The sequence below is a fragment of the Gordonibacter sp. An230 genome (assembly GCF_002159915.1).
In the GTDB taxonomy this organism is placed as follows: domain Bacteria; phylum Actinomycetota; class Coriobacteriia; order Coriobacteriales; family Eggerthellaceae; genus Rubneribacter.
On record NZ_NFJP01000001.1, the window covers coordinates 169,719 to 187,151 of the forward strand.

Genomic DNA, 17,433 nt, shown 5'->3' on the forward strand with positions numbered 1-17,433 from the left:
TATCGTAGTTCTATATGTGTTTTGGTTGCCGCATTCTATGCGGCGAAACGAGAGAAGGGAGTCATATGGCCATATTGAACGCTTCGCAGGCCACGCGGAGCGCGCCGAGGCACTTAACGCGGCGCATTGGTGCAGTGCTTTTGAGCTCGGTGCTGGCTCTCGGCATGCTTCCCATGCCGGCGTTCGCTGTGGGCGCTGCCAACACCGGCAAAGATGCGACGGGGGGGGGCCGGGACTAAAAGCACCCAGGCGTTCTCGGTAGACCCTTCTTCTCCTCATGTCACAGCCAAGGTCGAATATCAGGGGGACGACCGCTCTCAGGCCGATGTGACGTTCACGCTCGATCAGAGCGAATACACTCCAAAAAGCTACCTTTTTCTCGTTGACGCGTCCGAGGCCGGAGATGGTGATGCGCGTGAGGTTCTTTCCACGGCGCTGAACAGCTACACCGGTTCGATGGCGCGCGATTTGTTCGCGGACGCGCCCGGAAGCACGGCAAGAATCATTTCGTATGGCTCCGAGGTGGAAGAGAGCGAGACATTCACCTCCTACGAGGAGGTGCTGGCCGCCTCGTCCATCAAGGTGCAGCCTGGAAAAGCGAACGAATCCAAGGCCCTGGATGCTACGAAAAACGCTGTCGAACAGGCGCGGAAAGACCGTCCTGGTCAGCCTGTCGTGGTGATGTGGGTGCCTGGTAGCGCGTTCGGGCAGCAAGAGAGCGATTTCTCTCAAAGTCTTGCGGCGCTTTCCTCTTGCATGGAGGCGGGCGATGCGCTGATGACCTTCCAAGTGGCTCACACGCCAAGCGACTTGCTGTCCCAATATGCGACGGCGTACACGCCCACTGATGGCGAGCAGCAGAAAGCTGCGTGGGCAAATGCGTCGCCGCACGTCCTTTCCGTCGAGATGGGCGAAGCGGCCGATGATGCTGCGCACGATCACTTCAACGACGTTCAGCTCCACATTGCCATAAGCACGGCGGCGCAAGAGTTTGTGACGGGCATCGAAAGCGTCGCGGTCGGTTGGAAGGACTGTTCGGCGACCGAAATGCTGAGCTCGGATTACGAACCGGTGAGCGCTGCCATCGACGGAGACGGCAAGGGCTTCACCTTCACGACCGACTGCGTACGCAACGCATGGGTGACCGTGCGTGTGAACTTGGACCCGTCGAATGAGGGAGAGTATGAGGCTTTTGCCGCAGGGTCGCTTGGAGCGAAAGAGGATGCGGAATCGGACATCGTCGGTTTTTGCAGGGGGATGTTCGATGAGCAGGTCGTAGAGCCCTCATCCGTGGCGACGCCGGCCGTCCGGCTGAGCCGCATGGCTCGCACGATTTCCTATGATCTTGCTGGGGCGCAAGGAGAAACGCCCGATTCCTTGTCGGCCATTCCTGGCAGCCCCGTTGCCATTGCCGATGCGAGCGGTATCTTCAAGGAAGGGATGGCCTTCGGCGGATGGACGGCCACGTTGGCAGACGGAAGCATTCAGCGTTACAGCGCGGGCGAGGTTGCGTCCATGCCTTCCGAAGACATCGTGCTCAGGCCCGCGTGGGGTCAGGCTAAGGTGGAGCTTGAGGTGGCCGATGTCGAGCCGGCAACAAACGGCAATCATCTTATGGAGAGCGCTTATAACGAACTTGGCTACAGCGTCCTCGATTTCTCGAATGTGATGGTCGAAGGTCAGAAAGTTGGGCATTCCGTCAAGACGGTGACGTTTGCAGACGCCGAGGTGGGCTACACTGCGAGCCCCAACGGCGAGGATGCGCGCCGTGTCGACCTCATCGGCGTGGAGAACGCCGTGTACGCTCGCTGGGTGGGCGAGGCCGCGTCGGACAAGGTCGTTGCGTACCTTACCAAGCGCTCGGGTGGCGACGGTTACGATATGACGGTGGCCGGCCCTGGCGGCGTGTGCGCTCCGGTCGACGCGCGCTTTTTGTTCAGCAACCCTACGCAATCGTCGATCACCGAGCCTTCGACATGGCAGGACAACCTTGAAGTCGTCAATTTCAACGGCGCGTTCACGCTGAATCCTGCCGGTGGTTCCGACTTGAGCTATTGGTTCCGCGCCTGCGCAAACCTCAAAGAGATCAAAGGTCTTGAGTCCCTCGATATGAGCCGTGCGAGGTACCTGATCGGCATGTTCGTCGATTGCGATGCCTTGACGAGCTTGGACCTTTCGTCGTGGGATGTGAGGAACGTGACGATGATGGCCCAGATGTTCTGGGGTTGCGATGCGCTGACGAGTGTGGATGTGTCGTGGGGCGATGCAACTCAGAACGTGACGAACGTCGCGTACTTCTTCAACAAGGCGACCAAGTTGCAGCATGCTGTGGGCGTCGAGGGTTGGTGGCTGCCGAACTGCACGGATATCACGCAGGTGTTTCACGCGACCAACTCCCTCGAAGGCAGCATCGATTTGTCGCATTGGTTTGCCGGCGACACCCCAGCGGTAGTGACGACGGCTAATCATCTGTTCGATTCGTCGGGCGTCTCTGCCATTACGGCACGGAACTGGAATGTGCCCCAGCTTACTGAGCTCGGCTACGCGTTCGCCTACCAAAGCCGTTACGATTACGAAGGGGAGGGTTGCTCGCTTACGAAGCTCGATCTTGCCGACTGGACGACCGAGACATCGCTTGATCTGAACGGCTTTGCGGCTGGGCAAGAACTGCTGACCAGCGTTGATATGGCGAACTGGGATACCGGTTACACGGATATCTGGTGGTATCTGGCGTTCGAAGGATGCAAGAGGCTCCAAACCCTGAACATGCCCGGATGGATTCTCAACAACAAGTTCTACTTTGGAGAACCTGGGACGACCGGCCATATCTCGCCATGGCTTGGCATGTGGGGCGTGACCGGCGATATCAATGATCTCGGAACCACGGTGACCATCAACTGCGACAACTGGACGTTCGCTCCCGACGCTCCGGATGTCGGCAAAGACTATCCCGGGCTGTGGTCAGAAAGTCGCTATCCCATCACCTTCCCGTTCTCGAACGATTACGACTGCGACACTCCCAGAAAAATCATTCTGTCGGCGAACAACTGGGATCTTGGAGGCAGTGAGCAGGATCTGGGGAGTCTCTTCAGCAACAGCGGCACCACAATGTCCGACTTTTCTGGCTGGACAGGGCTTTCGGGGGTCACCAGCCTGTACAACATGCTATGGTATCCCTCTGGAACGCTTGAGACGTTCTCCCTCGTGAATGCGGACATGCCGAACTTGACCAAGGCGACTGGCTTGTTCGGTCCGGCCACGGCTTTGAAGTCTGCCGATTTCAGCGGCTGGTCGGGTATGGATGCGACCGTGCTGTCCGACCTGTTTTCCGGCATGGATCAGAGCGTAGCTCAGAACTTGAGCTTGACTGTGTCCAACGACCAGATTGGATCGGCCATCAAGCAGGCTTTGGAATCGGCTGCCACCTCACAGGTTATTGCCGAGCAGGGCGTTGCTCCGCTGGCCCTTGACCAGCCGGATTTCGCTTCCAATGACGCTGTGACTGCGATTGACCGCTCTCAGACGGAAGCGGGTGCGCTTGACCTCGAGGCGCGCGCGGCCGTTGAGGATTCCGAAGTCATGCTGCCTACGGATGTCGTTTCCGTGCAGGATGCTGATGGCGCGTTGGCAGACGCCTCGGCGAACAGCTCTTCGATGGTGGTTCATCCCGATCCGACGGCCCCCGGCGCCGTTGTCGGGCTGCGCGCCACCATCGGTTATGCGGGTGACACGGGTGCCCGCTCGGGCGACGTTGAATTGAGCGTCCCTTTGCCCGAGGGCATGGTGCAAAATCCCGAGAACACGACCGTGGTTGTGGGCGACTGGCGATACGCTTCCGCAGACGAAAGCGGCGATCCGGTTGATACCGGGTTCATCGGCGGCGACTTCGTCGAGGATGCCCGCGTCGAAACGGACTCGCAGACCGGCTTGCCGACGCTGCGCGCCACGGTGCGGGGCATGTACGCTGGCACCGAGGTGGAAGTTGGCTTCAGCGTGCAGCTGGAAGATGTCGCTATGCAGGGTGGCTATAAGCTTTGGGACGTAACAGCGTACGAGGCTGCCGATCCCGGCGCTTCTGCCGTCTCGAACACGCTGCGCTTCTGGTGGAACGAGGGCGGCACGCCTCCGAGCGGGTCCTATCGGGTTGAGTATCGCTACGAGGGCGAGGTCCCGCCCGATGCGTCCGTGCCTTCGGCGCAAGTTGCGAATGTGGTCGATGTGGTGGATCTGCCTTCTCCGACGACGACGTACGCATGGTACGCTTTTGACGGCTGGACGGGCGACGGCGAAGACGTTGTCATCGAAGGCGATTCGTTCACGATGCCCGGACGCGACGTAATCCTGACTGGCACGTGGTCCATCGACGAGGAGGCGGCACCGAGGGTTGGTGTGCGTCACGGATATGTACCCGGTTGCGCGGCGAACCACGTTCCCGACGCTGCTCCTGCGCTTCCCGAAGACGCGCAGGTGGTTGTCGGTCGGACGGGCACCATATCCGGCCTTGCCCCCGGAACGCGTGTCGAAGGGCACACCTTCGGCGGTTGGGAGCCTGTGCTGGTCGTTGACGGTCAGGAGGTTCGCGGACAGAATCGCGACGGCGTGTGGGAGTTTTCGCACGGCGGGTCGACCTATGCCGTCGATGTTTCCTCCGGTTTGCTCGACACCGCCCAGTTCGTCGATCTTGCGAGGGATGGGTTGTCGGTGTCCGTAGCCTTCGAGGGTTCGTGGTCCCCCGATACGGGCTCCATCTCCTTCGATGCGAACGGCGGCGTGGGCACGATGGACGCGCTCGAGGGGGTTGAGGTGTGTTCGACCGAGGCCTTGCCGAGCAACGAATTCTCTCGTGAAGGCTATGCGTTCCAAGGGTGGGCGACGGCACCCGACGGCGAAGTGGTGTTTTCAGCCGACGCGGCACGGGGGGAAGTCGTTGTGGCAGAGGGCTCCACGGTGACGCTGTACGCTGTATGGAAGGCCGTCTCCTATCCCGTCGATCTGAGCGGGCTCGATCATGTCGTTTCATCGAATACGGCGGTCGAGATCGCGCACGACCAGCCTTACGACACGGTGCTTTCGCCCGTTGATGGATACCGCATCGGGTCTGTCAAGGTGACCATGGGTGGAGTCGACGTGACGAACGAAGTGTACAACGCGGAAACGGGAGCGGTGTCCATCGCTGCTGTGACGGGCGATATTCGTATAGAGGCGTCGGCGTACGCTGCACCGGCGCCCGGTCCCGGTCCCGATCCGGCGCCTGAGCCTGAGCCTGAGCCCGGTCCTACTCCTGGAACCGAGGCCGGCGAGGGGCAGCCCTCTGAAGCGCAGGAGTTGGTGAGGACGGGCGATGCCTCGCCGATCGTTCCGCTTGCGCTTGGTGGCGCGGCTCTTGCCGCCCTGGTCGTTCTCGCCTTGGCTCTACGCCGTCAAGGCGGGCGTAAGTAGAAGGGGCGCAAGGCGGCCTGTCCGTCGCGCACCGATGATGCTCTCGCGTTGACCCGCCGCGCTGGCGGGTCAACGCGTTTTTTGCAGAGACGGGCCGGAATGGGGTTTGCGCGGGGGCGTGCAGCTCTGCGCGAGATGCGTGGGAGGCCGGAGGCCTCGCGGGACATGCGTGGGGTTGGAGGCTGCATGGGGCTGCGGGGCGCGACGCGGTGCGCACGCGAGCGCCGTGGTATGATGCCGGGCGTTGTGTTGCGATAGAAGGACGGTCATGGACAGAACGAAGATCGAAGCGGGCGTGCGCCTCATCTTGGAAGGCGTGGGCGAGGACCCTGATAGGGAAGGGCTGCTCAAGACGCCCGAGCGCGTGGCGAAGATGTACGAAGAGGTGTTCGCGGGCCTTGCGGAAGACCCCGCCGAGCACTTCGAGACGACGTTTGACGAGCATCACGAGGAGATGGTGCTCGTGCGCGACATCCCGTTCTACTCCATGTGCGAACACCATCTCGTGCCGTTCTTCGGCGTGGCGCATGTGGCGTACGTCCCGGCGGCAGACGGGCGCATCTGCGGGCTGTCGAAGCTCGCGCGCCTTGTGGACGCCTTTGCGAAGCGGCCGCAGGTGCAGGAGCGCTTGACCTCGCAGATCGCCGACACCCTGATGGAACAGCTGCATCCGCGGGGCGTGATCGTGGTTTTGGAGGCCGAGCACTTGTGCATGAGCATGCGCGGCGTGAAGAAGCCCGGAACCCGCACCACCACCAGCGCCGTGCGCGGCGCGCTCGAGCGCAACCAGACGACGCGCGCCGAAGCGCTGTCGCTCATCTTCGCCCGGCGTGACTGAGGCGTGCGGGACGGCTGCGGCGTGGGGTGATGAGCGATTGGCGGGATGCCGGGTGCCGAGGACCTGTGCGACGCGGTTTCCCTAGCGTGTTCGGAAGAGGTGCAGAGCCCTCGTCTGCGCCATGTGGAGAGGCGCCTGAAAAGCCGGTCGCCCCGGAACCCGAGGGAGGGGGCCGGGTTCAGAGCACTCGTCTGCGCCATGTGAGGGGTGTCCTCTCGACGCGGGCTCGCCGGGGAAGGGAGGGCTTTTGTTCCCGGAGCGCCGTTGCTCAGGTTCGTGCCAATCGGGCTCAGAGCTGCGCACCCTGGGCTTTCGAGAGCTCCTTCCCGTCTTTTGAATGTTTCACGTGAAACATTCGTTCGTGATGAGGTACTATGTACGTTAACGCTACGTGAGCGCGTCCGCGCAGGATCGAAAGGACTAACATGAAGTGCGTGGTTTCCGTTTTGGGCAAGGATCGCAGCGGCATCGTGGCCGCCGTCGCCACGGCGCTTGCCGAGTGCGGTGCGAACATCGATGACATCAGCCAGACCATTCTCGACGACATCTTCTCCATGACAATGCTTACGACGCTTGATCCCGAAGCGGCCGGCTTCAACTCCGTGCAAGAGCGCCTTGAGCGCGTGGGCGAGGGCTTAGGCGTGCAGATCATCATCCAGCGCGAGGACGTGTTCCAGATGATGCACAAGATCTAGCATGTCATCGTCCGCCAGACTGATGGGGGTGTGGCGGGCCGACCCTTGCTATGTAGCGTTTGCGGCTTCTTAGGCGGTCGAGGAGGGGCGGAGCTTTCTTCGGACGGCATCTTTGGCGGATGGCAGGGCCTCCCTTTCCGTTCTTGCATTTGTCGAGGTGCGTTGGGCGGAGGGGGCCGGGGCGGGCTGTCGTGCGTCCGCGAGCATGATGCCATTCCGCAAAGCCTCGTCCTGGCGGGGGCGAAGCTTCGCGTATCCTCATGCCGGGCTTTCGCAAAAGGCCCTTTTGCCTGCCGCGCTTCGTGTTCCGAGCGCGTTGAGAAACCGTCGACGACTTTCGGAAAGGAGCCGACGGTTTTCCGCGGAGCGAGGAACAGCCAAAAAGGCCAGAGGGGCGATCCTCTGGCCTTGTCATTTCTGGAGCCAACGAGCGGATTCGAACCGCTGACCTACGCATTACGAGTGTATCCGGTGGTTAGGAATGCGTAGGAACAGGCGGAAATCACTGCTGATCATAATGTGAATAGGTGGCATATATTGACATGGTTAGCACCGGCTGTTTTCCCATTTTTATCCCATGACAGAAATACGACAGCTAGTGGGTGTTTTCATCAAGAGCTGGAGGCTAAAAGCCGAGCTGTCTAAGAGCGTACTACTCTCCGGCCTCAGTCAACATTTCGTCCCAGCTTCCAAACTTTGTTGTGGCCTGCACGTGAGCGTCTAGCTCTTCATCCGGAACATGTTCGAATTCTTCCTGCGACTCAAAGTTAAATCCACCTGCTTCAAAAAAACTATCAATGGACGCGTATTTTGAGTATGAAGATACGAAGTCCGGTGTCAGTATTTCTTCGATAGGCACCTCGTGCTTACCGTCGAGTTCGCGCGCCTTCCTGTCGAGGTCGTCAAGTAGATTGCTGAAGTCATCGATTCCAGATAGTCCCATGGTGGTTCCTCACTAACCCCGAGGGGGATAAGGGTCGTTGCCGTAAGAATTTCGTTCTCGAATCCTACCGTCTTTTCCGTGGATGAACATTTCCGATTCTTGGTTCTTGGCTATCCCGGTTGCGATCTCGATGGCTTCTCCTTGGGTGCTGGTTACCACGGTAGCTCGCTTGTTGCCCGCACCTTTTACTTGCCACTGTCCATCGGGACGCGGTGTTACATGTTGGTTGCTCATATTAGTACTCCGTTTCTGCTATGAATGCTTGCTGATGGCGAGCAGTATAGAGTGCTCCATTTTTGTAGTCAATATGTAGTTGTATTAGTAGTTTTCAACTACAGTATATTGTGGAAATGGTGGAAAACTATACAGACTCGACATTTCTCTAGATAAAACATGCGTTCTGTATTTTTTATAGTCGGCATTGTTGTGGAAAACTGAGATTAGCTGAGTGTTTATGTCCTTTTTAACCACATAATCTGCATGATCAAAAGCGCTGCTTCGCGGGTTGGCGAGCTGCGCGTTCGCCTAGGTCGTACGGTCTGATGCCACAATACTAGGTGCGTGATTATTGCAGATGAATCAAAGCGAATCTTGATGTAGTTTTGTCCTTGCTATAATGCCGAAGAGGAAGTTGAGGTCGTTTGATACGGGGGCATTGTCGTGAGCTTTTCGGAACGTATGGGTATTATTGAGCCGCGCAGCATTCTCCAGCTTGATGGCATGGATAAAGACCTCAGAACCGCACTATTCAACTGCCTATACGGCTTTTTCAATTCTACATGGGAAGGCGCGTTGCCGTATATACCCCTAGAAGCGTCTGGCCGCTATGGATATGCAGATGCAAGCAATACTGCCATTGGCGTATGGGCGAACTATTGGAAGAATCCCATGGACGAATGGCCCAGTGTCCGAACGTATTTCTTGGACGATTTGAAGGAATATGTAATGGAATCACCGTGGCACAGGGTTTATGACTTAATTGAATACGTGCTGGATGATTACGATTCCAGCCTTCTTGCTGAAGCCCTGAATTATGCTCTTGAGAAAGAAATGTCGGGGTATAGGATTGTGGGCAAAGAGGTGGTTCCCATCTCGGATGAGTGCGAACTGCGGGTGCTTGAGGAGAGCCTTGTCATTGGGGATGGTTTTTCGGGTGCGCGTACTCATATTTGTTCGGCATTGGAGAAGCTTGCTCAACGACCTGAACCCGATCTGCGCAACGCGGTGAAAGAGGCGATCTCCGCAGTCGAGAGTGCTGCATGCGTCATCACGGGGGATGCTGGTGCAACTTTGGGAAAGGCGTTGAACGCTCTCGAAAGTCAAGGCCACCTTCATCCGGCGCTCAAAAGCGCGTGGTCAAAAATGTACGGATATACAAGCGACGAAGACGGGATTAGACATGCTCTCTCAGGTGCAGATGCATGCATTGATTTCGCCACTGCAAAGTATATGGTTGTTTCTTGTGCGGCGTTCGTCAATCTTCTTGTCGCATCAGACTCGTGCGGCTAATTTAACGTGGCGTTCTAACCCTATTTTTGTCAGCCCAGAAGCCTGAGCACCATGCCTCGAACTCCTCTCTGGTCATCTCGCCCGCGCGGTGCCTTGCATAGGCCGCGCGCAGGCGCTCGCATTGCTTCTCGGTCATTGAGGGGTCTTTCGACGCTCCACGGGCCAGACGGCAGTTGTGAGTGTACCGTTTGAACCTTACCCATTTTGCTGCGTCCATCGTGCGTCCTCCTCGACCTCTTGCGCCATCGGCTCCCGCCGTGTAAAGCATACCTCCTCCTGTGCCTCTCGCATGTCCTTTTTTCGGTGCAGTCATCGGTGTTGCGGTAGTCGATTATTTAATCGAGGGCAGCGGCGCATGTCCCTTGGCTCACTCGACTGCATACCACGTGGCGAACGCCCCGTCGCTCTCCCGAATGATCGACATCGCTTTGCGGTCTTTCGATACGCTCAGGTACAGCTTGACCTCCCCGTCTCTGTCATGCATCTGGACAAGACAGTGGTACGTCTGGCCCTGAAACTCGAAGCCCTCGGGGTTGTAGCCCCATATCCCTTCGTAAATCGTAGCATCCTTCTCCCTCACCATCCTGCACTGGGACTGCCCCGCGTTGGTGCCGTCGGACTGGGCAGGCTCTCCCACTTCGAGGATGTAGCCCCCGCCGTCGATGCGCCACTTCCCGACGAAGGCTTCGGCAGGTGCGGCCTCGTCCGCCCCGATGCTCTCCTTGTCCCGCTCGCCGTCTGCAATGCCGACTTCCGCCTTGCCGTCGCTCTGCTCGACGCTCAGCTCCGCGTCGGTCTTGAAGGGTTGGCTGCTCTGCTCCAGGCCCTCCTCAACCTCGCACCATGCCCTGTAGCTCGCCTCGTCGAAGGTGCACCGCGCGACGACGCTTGGAGCATAGGGCGTCAGGAGGTACTGCGCGGGGATGTAGAAGCCGTTGCCCGACATGTTGGATGACAGAGACACCGTGGCGCTGCTGCTGGCATCGACGGCGAGGTAGATCGTCCGACCGCCTATCTCGGCCTTGCCGCGCCACCGGTAGCCGTACGTCATCGGCTCGCCGCTCGAAGAATCGCCGCCCGCGAGTTCGCTGACGGCTTCGACGATGGAGGTGTTGAGGGAGTGGCGGCAGTACAGGGAGGAATCCTCGGTCAGCCCGTCCGCTGGGAATCCAAGGCTTTCGAGCAGGGCGCGCGCGTCGTCCGAGGAGAACTCCCTGACATAGGACGCTTTGTTGCCCGTCTGTAAGAGCGCGCTTTCCAAACCAGCGATGGTCGGGCCGTCGAGGGTGGGTGTCTCCCAGCTCTGCATATTGGAAGGGGCGTCTCCCAAGTCTCCGACGTACGTGTACGGGTTCTCAGCGCCCGGCCCGGTTCCGTAGGTGCCGCCGTAGGCCGGGCCGGAGTACATCTTGATCTTGCCGTCCTCCTGAATGATTGCCAAGGTGCCCTGCGGCCCGCCGCCGAAGCCCACCCATACCTCGTCCAACGCTCCCTTGCTGCTCGCAGGGCCTTCGGTCGTGTCGATGTAAAGCGAATCCCAGCCGTCGTAGCCTTGAAGGTCGGCGGGATAGTACAGAAGGGTGCCAGCGGCGTAGCTCTGTGCTTCGTCGTCCGAGACGCCCAGCGTCGCTTCCACCTTGTCGGCGTCCTGCCACATGGTCATGGCTCGCGCAACGTTCGGCAGCTGCCCTTCGCCCCGAGCCTCCACCGGTTGCAAGGGGCCGGCCGCGAAAGCCCATGCGAGTGCACCGACCATAATGACGGCGACTAACGCCGCGACGCCCGCTGTGACGAGCTTGAACCGCTTGCCGCGCTTCTTCTTGTGACCGCCTGTGAACGCGCCTACGGGCGCAGCGTCGGCAGATGCCCCCTCCTGCGTATCGATGGACTGAAAGGCCGCAGGGCGGTTCTCAGGGGCTTCCATCGGCTTCCCGCAGTTCGGGCAGAACCGGTCTCCATCGGCGACGCTTCCCTCGCAATGAATGCAATGCATGGTATGTCCTTCCTTCGCGCTCAGAGCCACGGGCGCTTTCCTTCGATATATGTCTCCTCGAACTGCGCGGCGGTCGCCGTGGCGTAGATGACCGCCTCGACCAGCGCCACGCCCACAACTGAGATGTTGATGAGGGCGAAGCCACAGAGGTAGCCCACCGCCGCGCCGTAGACGGTCAAGGCGAGCATGATGAGGCCTTCGGTCTTGTAGCCGAGATAGAGCTTGTGCGCGCCCACTCCGCCGAGCAAAAGGGCGAGGGTTGCAGCCGTCGTCTTGTCTTTCGCGGCAGGCTTCGCGTTCGTTTCGCCGCCCTTGTTCGAAAGAGGCTCTTCAATGGGAGCGCCGCACTCCGCGCAGTAGCGGGCTTGCGAACGCAGGGCGGCACCGCAAGCGGCGCAGCGGCGTGTCTTCTGACCGTCTGCCGCGCTCGGCTTTGTGGCCGTTTTCTCGTCGTTGTCGGACACGGTGCTCCTCTCTGCTTTGCGTTGCTATCCGAGAACCGAAACGTTGCCCTCGTCGATCTTATGGCCCTTCTGCAAAACAACTTGGTATTGGGTCTCTGCATCGAGTTCCGACAGGTCGCCAGCGCCCCATTCAGACCCGTCTTGCAGAACGACGTGGTAGACGTAGGCCTCGTATCTGCTCGGCGTGCCGTTGCTTATGTAGTAGGATAACCCGTCCACCAATGTCTCCCTGACCTCGCCGTATGCTGGGACGGATTGGGCTGCGTCGGTGACGAACCCGATGTAGTCGCCGCTCTTGTCCTTGAAGAAGAGGGCGTATTCGATTCGCTTGATCACATTGCTGGGATTGGTTGTGTCGAGGCCGCTTGCGCCGCTCGCGGAGAGCAGCACCGGCGCGTCGAGGGCGTCTCCGCTGTGGACGCTCCCGTCGAGCGCCTGCCATCTGGTGCTCCCCTTATAGTACGTGACGGTCGCAACGCTGCCTGACACGGGGCAGGGGGTGTTGTAGTGCTCCCTGCCCACTTCGTCTAAGGTCTTCTCTAGGGATTTCTGGGCAGGTTCCGCTTGCTCTTCCTGCGTCGGCGCGTTCTGCGGTGCGCAGCCCGTCAAGGCGAAGGCGGACAGCACGGCCAAGAGTAGGGCGAGTGCTTTAATCCGCATGGGTCTTCCTCTTCTTCTCGGGGCTGGATGGCGAAGAGGGTGGCTTCAGCTCCTCGCGGTCGGCCCGTTCGGCGATTGCCTTCTCGGCTTTCATGCCTAGAACGAACGCCTCGACTTTGCCGAGCGCAGCTGCGTCCTCGATGCCGCAGACTTCCTTCTTCAGCTCTTCTCGCACGTCGCTCATTTTCCCTCGATTGCTAAAAATTGCCATTAAGCCAATCATAAATTGCTCCTAGGCATATCGTCAATGAAAAAAGTACGCAACCATGCAATTCGGTCGTTGCCGGAAGGCACTGACTGCCTTATGGTTAACCGAGTGGAAGGAGCGCACGTGGAAGAGAACCGCTGGCGAGAAATGCTAAAGGCGTTGGGATTGACTCAGCGCGAGCTAGCCGAGAGCATCGGCCTTGACCGAGGCTACCTGTCGCGCATCGTGAACGGGAGGGTCGATGGCACCGAGCGCGTGTACGTGCTTGTCGAGCAGGTACACGGCATCCGTCGAGAGTGGCTTCGCGGCGGCGACGGCCCCATGCGCACGGAAGAGGCGCTGACCGACGACCAGAGGCGCTTGCTCGCCTTGGTGGAGGAGCTGGACGAGAACGAGGCACGCGCGGTCTTGGCGTTCATCCGATGCCTACGCGAAGAGGCGAGGCGCAAGTAGCATTGCCAGGCTCTCGTCGGGCGTCGCCATAAGCGATGCCCGACACCCTGTTGCTGCCACTAGCGCCTACCGAAATGCCCGCATTTTAGGTCGGCGCTACTAATGTCTTTGCCGTAGCGTCCGATTCGCGTACGATTTGAGCCGATTCGAACCGCTTGGCTCAGCACCTCCTCGCACCCACATGCCCGCGCCGCCCACGCCCTTTCTCGATTATTTTATTGAGGGTTTGCCGGGTTGCCGTGGTGCATGTTCCTACTACGTGTCCATCGGGTGACAGCAGCGGATACTGCGCCCTGAGACGATAGCCTTCAAGCAGATCATCAAGTTCGCAATCTTCTTTCGCGTAACGGCGTACAGTGGGTTTCTTCATGCCTTTGCTGTGCCAGACAAGCTGCTTGTTGGGAGGATAGAAACCAAGTCGGTCGCGCTTTGAACCTGTTTCGCCTCCAGCCTTTTCCGTTCTTGCTGTCAGGGGGTTCAGGTAGCAACCTAACCCGTAGGCATCATCAGCGCGCCGCGCACGTACGCTTCCGAGCTTCCAGCACGCCCTGATCTCCTCGGGCTGAGGCTCGGGCATCTCTACTTCGAAGAAAACAATCAAGTGGAGATGCCATGCGCCATCGTGATGAGGTTCGGGGACGCATAAGTATCGAGCGCCAGCGTTCTGCTCGGACAAGCGCCTGAACCTCCTCCAGAAGTTGCTCAGTGGGCGATGAACTTTTTCAAGATCATATACCTTCTCGGCAAAGGTGAGAGTGACGAACCATGTCCATTTCTCTCCCCTATAATTAGCGCAGAGAAGACTTTGCATTCGCCGCATAGTTCTCCTCAGGTTCTGTACGCTTCGGGCTTCCCCGATTGTGCACTTGCGCTCTTGCTTGCTCTTTCGGGCGGGGTTGCCGTCGAGCAGCTCCCCCGTTTCAGAAACCAGCCATCTTCCGTCAGTACATCGTGTGAGGGGCGGGGGCAAGGTCATCTCAACGATGGTTCTCTCGTCCCCGGCGTCCTCTACGTGGTAGCAACGGTAACGTTCTGCGATGGCTGAATTGTGGTAGATATAATCAAGGTATGGTAGGTCGCTGCTGTCCATTGCGCGCCCCTTCAGCGAAGGCGATGAGAGAATGTCGGGGAATGCGCCACACGGCTCCGATCTTTACCGCCTCTATTGTGCCCGTCGCGCACAGTTCGCGAACGAATCTCTCACTGAGCTGCAAGGCCCAAGCGGCCTGCCTGATCTTCAGGACGGGTGGCAGCTCGGATAAGTCCTCGAAAAGCTGGCCGTCGGGTAGGGTGGGGTTGCGGTTTCGTACTCCTTCATCACAGTTCCACCTCCTCAAGAAGGCTTTGAGGTTCGTCCATGTCGAGCGCTGTGGCGAGTTTTTCCAGCTGGGAGGGGTACGGTTTGAAGCGACCCTCTTCAATCCACGAAATGGTTCCGGCTTGGACTCCGGAGGCACGTGACAGCTCGCTTTTCTTCATGTTGCGAGCCAGACGCTCCTTTTTTAGGCGGATAGCTTTCATTTTTCACTCCTTAATGTTAAAATTTCTTATAGGATAAGACTTGTACAAATCCTTGGAACAGTATATGATGCATAATATTGTTTCTCAATATTCACATGCGCTAAGTTTTGAGGAGATGAGAAGTCTTGGAGATTTCTGACTACACCGTGGCAATTGCATACCACGAGACGTATGAACAGCACGTATTCGTGTTCTCGCGCGCTAATAAAGACGTTCATGACTTGGGTAGCAAAATCGTGCACGTGGCCCCGAATAATAGGCAGGACAAGCCTCTTGATGATATAACGCAGGCTTTTGCAAATGCCGACAGGCTGTATACGCTCGCACGCTGCGCCGAGACCATCGGCCCGCTCTTTGCCTCGCTCCAGAAGGGCTCGTATGGCCCCCCGGCGGTGCTTGTTGAGGGCAACGAGTATTTTGGCGACTACGCCTATGGAGAGTACGATCTCCTAGGTGCCGCCGACGCAAAGGGCCTTGCGAATGATCTAATCGAGCATGGCCGGTACACTGACGACTTCGGGGCATCGGTTTCTGCGGCGACCGTGAAGCGCGATATTGAGAACTCTTTGAAGAGTTTCGGTTTTGATCGTATTGACAAGAGCGTTCACAAGATCGTTTGCCGTGAAGACGAGAACGGAGTCGAAAGTTTCGAATCTATTGGCGAGCTGATCGTCGAGCCTGTCTTGGACTGGTTTGCATGCTCCGCTGCATTTCGGCACACGGCACGTGTGCTCGCGTTGGCTGCGGGTAAGGCTACCAGCGACGACATGGGGTGCCTATTGCATGCGAACGGCAGGTTGGTCTTGGATGAAAGGCTTCCGAAGTTTAGCCATTACTCCAAGATGCTGAAGGCGCTCGAATCTAGTAGGGTCTTAACCGGGGGAATAGCTGTTTCCGACGAGAGAATATGGCTGGTGGTTCAGCCTCTGCTTGATAATGTCTCGCTGCTTGAAAACTTTATCAACCTGAATCGGCTGGGCAACGTTCGCACGCTTCGGGGCATCTTTGCTCAAGGTGGGGGCGTTTGCGCGGAGGACGTGGTTGTGCCCAGCAACAAGATAGCCGAGTTTTATGAGGAGTTGGTTCGACGCTATCTGAAGAAGCACGTAGGGGTATGCCAGCGAGCCAGTTGCCGCAAGGTGTTCTTCTCGAACACCAAGAGGCAGGATTTGTGCTCGAAGTCTTGCCGTGTTCAAAAGAGCGAGGAAGCCAGACGTGCTTCGATGGACGAAGGCAAGTAATCACGGGGGGTTGGTTTAGTTGGAGATTGTCGGCAAAGGAAGCATCGAACATCTTGGCACCACCAAGGATGGTGTTAACCGTTGGAGGTTGACGGTGTCTTTGGGGCGCGATCACATCGACAAAGGCTATAAGCGCGAGAGACGGGTTGTTCGCGGTAGCCGCCGAGAGGCGGAGCGCGCCCTAAGGCTGTTCGTCAATGAGCTGGAAAGCGGTTTGCGCGCCGACAAGAAGCTGGTCTTTGCCGACTTTGCAAAGACGTGGCTGGAAGAGAGGCGGCAATCCGGCAATTACTCAGTCAACACCATAAAAAAGAACGAGTATATGCTTCGCGTGCTCATGCCCTACCTCGGGGATGTTCGGCTCTTGGACATCGACAGCATGACGATCTCCAGCCTGTTCGTGAAGCTGCGCAGTGACCGGGGAGGAAAGCCCTTGTCCGGCACTACGGCTCACGATGTATTCGTTATGCTCAATCACATGATGAAGGACGCGGCGCACCATCGCCTCATCGCATCGAATCCTTGCGAGGTCGTGAAGGCTCCTAAAACCGATACCGAGGAGAAGGAGGCCCTTTCACGTGATGAGGCCCGTCGCATGATCGAGCTTCTTAGCGAAGGAGAGCCTGATGCGAACCGTACAGGCGCACTTCTTGCTCTTTGCGCTGGGCTGAGGCGCGAAGAGGTGTGCGGCTTGAGGTGGAAGGATTTCGACGCGGAAGCTGGATGCGTTCGGATTGCACAAGCCGTTACAGAGCACGACAAGGCTCCCAAGCCCCCTAAGAGCAAGGCGAGCGTTCGCGCTATCCCCCTCGACCCCGACACGGCTAAGCGCCTTGGCGAATGGAAGGAACGGCAGAAGGCCGAACTTCAAGACATCGGCGTAGAGCAGGTTGATAGCACACCGGTAGTTTCGAACGGGGTTGGCGAGTACATGATACCCTCGAACTTGTCGCGCTGGTTTAGGGGCTTCGTCGCCCAGAACTCTTTCGGCAGATGCGGGCTTCACAAGCTAAGGCATACGTTCGGAACCCTGTTGGTTGCTAGCGGAATCGACCTCGTGACAGTTGCGCATCTCATGGGCCATTCGGATACGGCGATGGTTTCGAAAGTCTATGCCCACGTGGTGCCTGACAATGTTGTACGGGCAACCAAGGCCCTTGGCGGGGTGCTTTATGGCAACGCGAGTACAACGGCGGTCGTAATGCCGTTCTCGTCTCTCGGCATGTCCGCCTAAAGGAGAAAACGCCTGTCTTTTCCCATATTTTTCCCACGGAATGCGATACACAACAGAAAAGGTCAGAGGAACAAGCCTCTGACCTTGCTGTTTCTGGAGCCAACGAGCGGATTCGAACCGCTGACCTACGCATTACGAGTGCGTTGCTCTACCAGCTGAGCCACGTTGGCGCATAGCTTCAAAACGAAGCGAATACGCAGTATACCGAAACGCTCTGCGCGTCGCAAGAGGGCGG

The 17,433-nt window shown here is 58.5% G+C and carries 16 protein-coding genes and 1 tRNA gene; 7 read left to right on the forward strand and 10 right to left on the reverse strand.

Going from position 1 to position 17,433, the window contains the following annotated elements; all coding sequences use genetic code 11:
- Positions 1 to 327: 327 nt before the first annotated feature.
- From B5F40_RS00615 to B5F40_RS00625, 3 genes are all read left to right on the forward strand, one after another.
- Positions 328 to 5,439: a BspA family leucine-rich repeat surface protein gene (locus B5F40_RS00615; protein ID WP_162610829.1), complete on the forward strand. Its 5,112-nt coding sequence runs from the start codon at positions 328 to 330 to the stop codon at positions 5,437 to 5,439.
- 268 nt (positions 5,440 to 5,707) lie between these two features.
- Complete coding sequence (gene folE, locus B5F40_RS00620) at positions 5,708 to 6,277, forward strand: GTP cyclohydrolase I FolE (protein WP_087192441.1); 570 nt, start codon at positions 5,708 to 5,710, stop codon at positions 6,275 to 6,277.
- 425 nt (positions 6,278 to 6,702) lie between these two features.
- Entirely contained in the window at positions 6,703 to 6,972 is a 270-nt protein-coding gene (locus tag B5F40_RS00625) for an ACT domain-containing protein (RefSeq protein ID WP_087192442.1), read from the forward strand.
- A gap of 652 nt (positions 6,973 to 7,624) precedes the next feature.
- On the opposite strand, the gene B5F40_RS00630 is transcribed toward B5F40_RS00625, so the two are convergent.
- Both B5F40_RS00630 and B5F40_RS16890 read right to left on the reverse strand, forming a co-directional pair.
- The gene (locus B5F40_RS00630; RefSeq protein WP_087192443.1) at positions 7,625 to 7,915 is read right to left on the reverse strand and encodes a hypothetical protein; all 291 of its coding nucleotides are present in this window, start codon (positions 7,913 to 7,915) and stop codon (positions 7,625 to 7,627) included.
- Between the two features lie 12 nt (positions 7,916 to 7,927).
- A complete protein-coding gene (locus B5F40_RS16890) occupies positions 7,928 to 8,149 on the reverse strand; it encodes a DUF2188 domain-containing protein (protein ID WP_087192444.1) in 222 nt (73 codons plus the stop codon).
- A gap of 426 nt (positions 8,150 to 8,575) precedes the next feature.
- On the opposite strand from B5F40_RS16890, the gene B5F40_RS00640 reads away from it, so the two are divergent.
- Complete coding sequence (locus tag B5F40_RS00640; protein WP_140396361.1) at positions 8,576 to 9,424, forward strand: AbiJ-NTD4 domain-containing protein; 849 nt, start codon at positions 8,576 to 8,578, stop codon at positions 9,422 to 9,424.
- 367 nt (positions 9,425 to 9,791) lie between these two features.
- Here B5F40_RS00640 and B5F40_RS00645 read toward each other — a convergent pair whose 3' ends face one another.
- Genes B5F40_RS00645 through B5F40_RS00660 form a run of 4 tightly spaced genes read right to left on the reverse strand, consistent with a single transcriptional unit; the run spans position 9,792 to position 12,764 of the window.
- Positions 9,792 to 11,417 carry a zinc ribbon domain-containing protein gene (locus tag B5F40_RS00645; RefSeq protein WP_087192446.1) on the reverse strand — a complete coding sequence of 542 codons (1,626 nt, stop codon included), beginning with the start codon at positions 11,415 to 11,417 and terminating at the stop codon, positions 9,792 to 9,794.
- 20 nt (positions 11,418 to 11,437) lie between these two features.
- The gene (locus B5F40_RS00650; protein WP_204217281.1) at positions 11,438 to 11,881 is read right to left on the reverse strand and encodes a TM2 domain-containing protein; all 444 of its coding nucleotides are present in this window, start codon (positions 11,879 to 11,881) and stop codon (positions 11,438 to 11,440) included.
- 24 nt (positions 11,882 to 11,905) lie between these two features.
- Positions 11,906 to 12,541, reverse strand: coding sequence for a hypothetical protein (locus tag B5F40_RS00655; RefSeq protein WP_087192447.1), 636 nt, complete (start codon positions 12,539 to 12,541; stop codon positions 11,906 to 11,908).
- On the reverse strand, positions 12,531 to 12,764 hold the full coding sequence (locus tag B5F40_RS00660; protein WP_140396362.1) for a hypothetical protein: 234 nt from the start codon (positions 12,762 to 12,764) through the stop codon (positions 12,531 to 12,533). Before B5F40_RS00660 ends, B5F40_RS00655 begins: the two co-directional genes overlap by 11 nt.
- A 108-nt stretch (positions 12,765 to 12,872) precedes the next feature.
- Between B5F40_RS00660 and B5F40_RS00665 the strand changes: the two genes are divergently transcribed.
- Positions 12,873 to 13,202 carry a helix-turn-helix domain-containing protein gene (locus B5F40_RS00665; protein WP_162610830.1) on the forward strand — a complete coding sequence of 110 codons (330 nt, stop codon included), beginning with the start codon at positions 12,873 to 12,875 and terminating at the stop codon, positions 13,200 to 13,202.
- Between the two features lie 160 nt (positions 13,203 to 13,362).
- On the opposite strand, the gene B5F40_RS15755 is transcribed toward B5F40_RS00665, so the two are convergent.
- Genes B5F40_RS15755 through B5F40_RS00675 form a run of 3 tightly spaced genes read right to left on the reverse strand, consistent with a single transcriptional unit; the run spans position 13,363 to position 14,723 of the window.
- A complete protein-coding gene (locus B5F40_RS15755) occupies positions 13,363 to 14,292 on the reverse strand; it encodes a rolling circle replication-associated protein (RefSeq protein WP_140396363.1) in 930 nt (309 codons plus the stop codon).
- Positions 14,264 to 14,539, reverse strand: a complete 276-nt coding sequence (locus B5F40_RS16895; protein ID WP_162610831.1) for a helix-turn-helix domain-containing protein — start codon at positions 14,537 to 14,539, stop codon at positions 14,264 to 14,266. The genes B5F40_RS15755 and B5F40_RS16895 overlap by 29 nt, the downstream gene beginning before the upstream one ends.
- Positions 14,520 to 14,723: a helix-turn-helix domain-containing protein gene (locus B5F40_RS00675; protein WP_087192451.1), complete on the reverse strand. Its 204-nt coding sequence runs from the start codon at positions 14,721 to 14,723 to the stop codon at positions 14,520 to 14,522. Before B5F40_RS00675 ends, B5F40_RS16895 begins: the two co-directional genes overlap by 20 nt.
- A 125-nt stretch (positions 14,724 to 14,848) precedes the next feature.
- On the opposite strand from B5F40_RS00675, the gene B5F40_RS00680 reads away from it, so the two are divergent.
- Positions 14,849 to 15,964, forward strand: a complete 1,116-nt coding sequence (locus tag B5F40_RS00680) for a hypothetical protein (RefSeq protein WP_087192452.1) — start codon at positions 14,849 to 14,851, stop codon at positions 15,962 to 15,964.
- 19 nt (positions 15,965 to 15,983) lie between these two features.
- A complete protein-coding gene (locus B5F40_RS00685; RefSeq protein ID WP_140396364.1) occupies positions 15,984 to 17,198 on the forward strand; it encodes a tyrosine-type recombinase/integrase in 1,215 nt (404 codons plus the stop codon).
- Between the two features lie 94 nt (positions 17,199 to 17,292).
- Here B5F40_RS00685 and B5F40_RS00690 read toward each other — a convergent pair.
- Positions 17,293 to 17,368: transfer RNA gene (locus B5F40_RS00690), tRNA-Thr, on the reverse strand.
- Positions 17,369 to 17,433: the final 65 nt, after the last annotated feature.

What these genes read in the sequence shown, in the direction of transcription:
- folE (WP_087192441.1), top strand. Translation starts at nt 5,708, where the DNA reads ATGGACAGAACGAAGATCGAAGCGGGCGTGCGCCTCATCTTGGAAGGC.
- B5F40_RS00625 (WP_087192442.1), top strand. Translation starts at nt 6,703, where the DNA reads ATGAAGTGCGTGGTTTCCGTTTTGGGCAAGGATCGCAGCGGCATCGTG.
- B5F40_RS00630 (WP_087192443.1), bottom strand. Translation starts at nt 7,915, where the DNA reads ATGGGACTATCTGGAATCGATGACTTCAGCAATCTACTTGACGACCTC.
- B5F40_RS16890 (WP_087192444.1), bottom strand. Translation starts at nt 8,149, where the DNA reads ATGAGCAACCAACATGTAACACCGCGTCCCGATGGACAGTGGCAAGTA.
- B5F40_RS00645 (WP_087192446.1), bottom strand. Translation starts at nt 11,417, where the DNA reads ATGCATTGCATTCATTGCGAGGGAAGCGTCGCCGATGGAGACCGGTTC.
- B5F40_RS00655 (WP_087192447.1), bottom strand. Translation starts at nt 12,541, where the DNA reads ATGCGGATTAAAGCACTCGCCCTACTCTTGGCCGTGCTGTCCGCCTTC.
- B5F40_RS00660 (WP_140396362.1), bottom strand. Translation starts at nt 12,764, where the DNA reads ATGATTGGCTTAATGGCAATTTTTAGCAATCGAGGGAAAATGAGCGAC.
- B5F40_RS15755 (WP_140396363.1), bottom strand. Translation starts at nt 14,292, where the DNA reads ATGGACAGCAGCGACCTACCATACCTTGATTATATCTACCACAATTCA.
- B5F40_RS00675 (WP_087192451.1), bottom strand. Translation starts at nt 14,723, where the DNA reads ATGAAAGCTATCCGCCTAAAAAAGGAGCGTCTGGCTCGCAACATGAAG.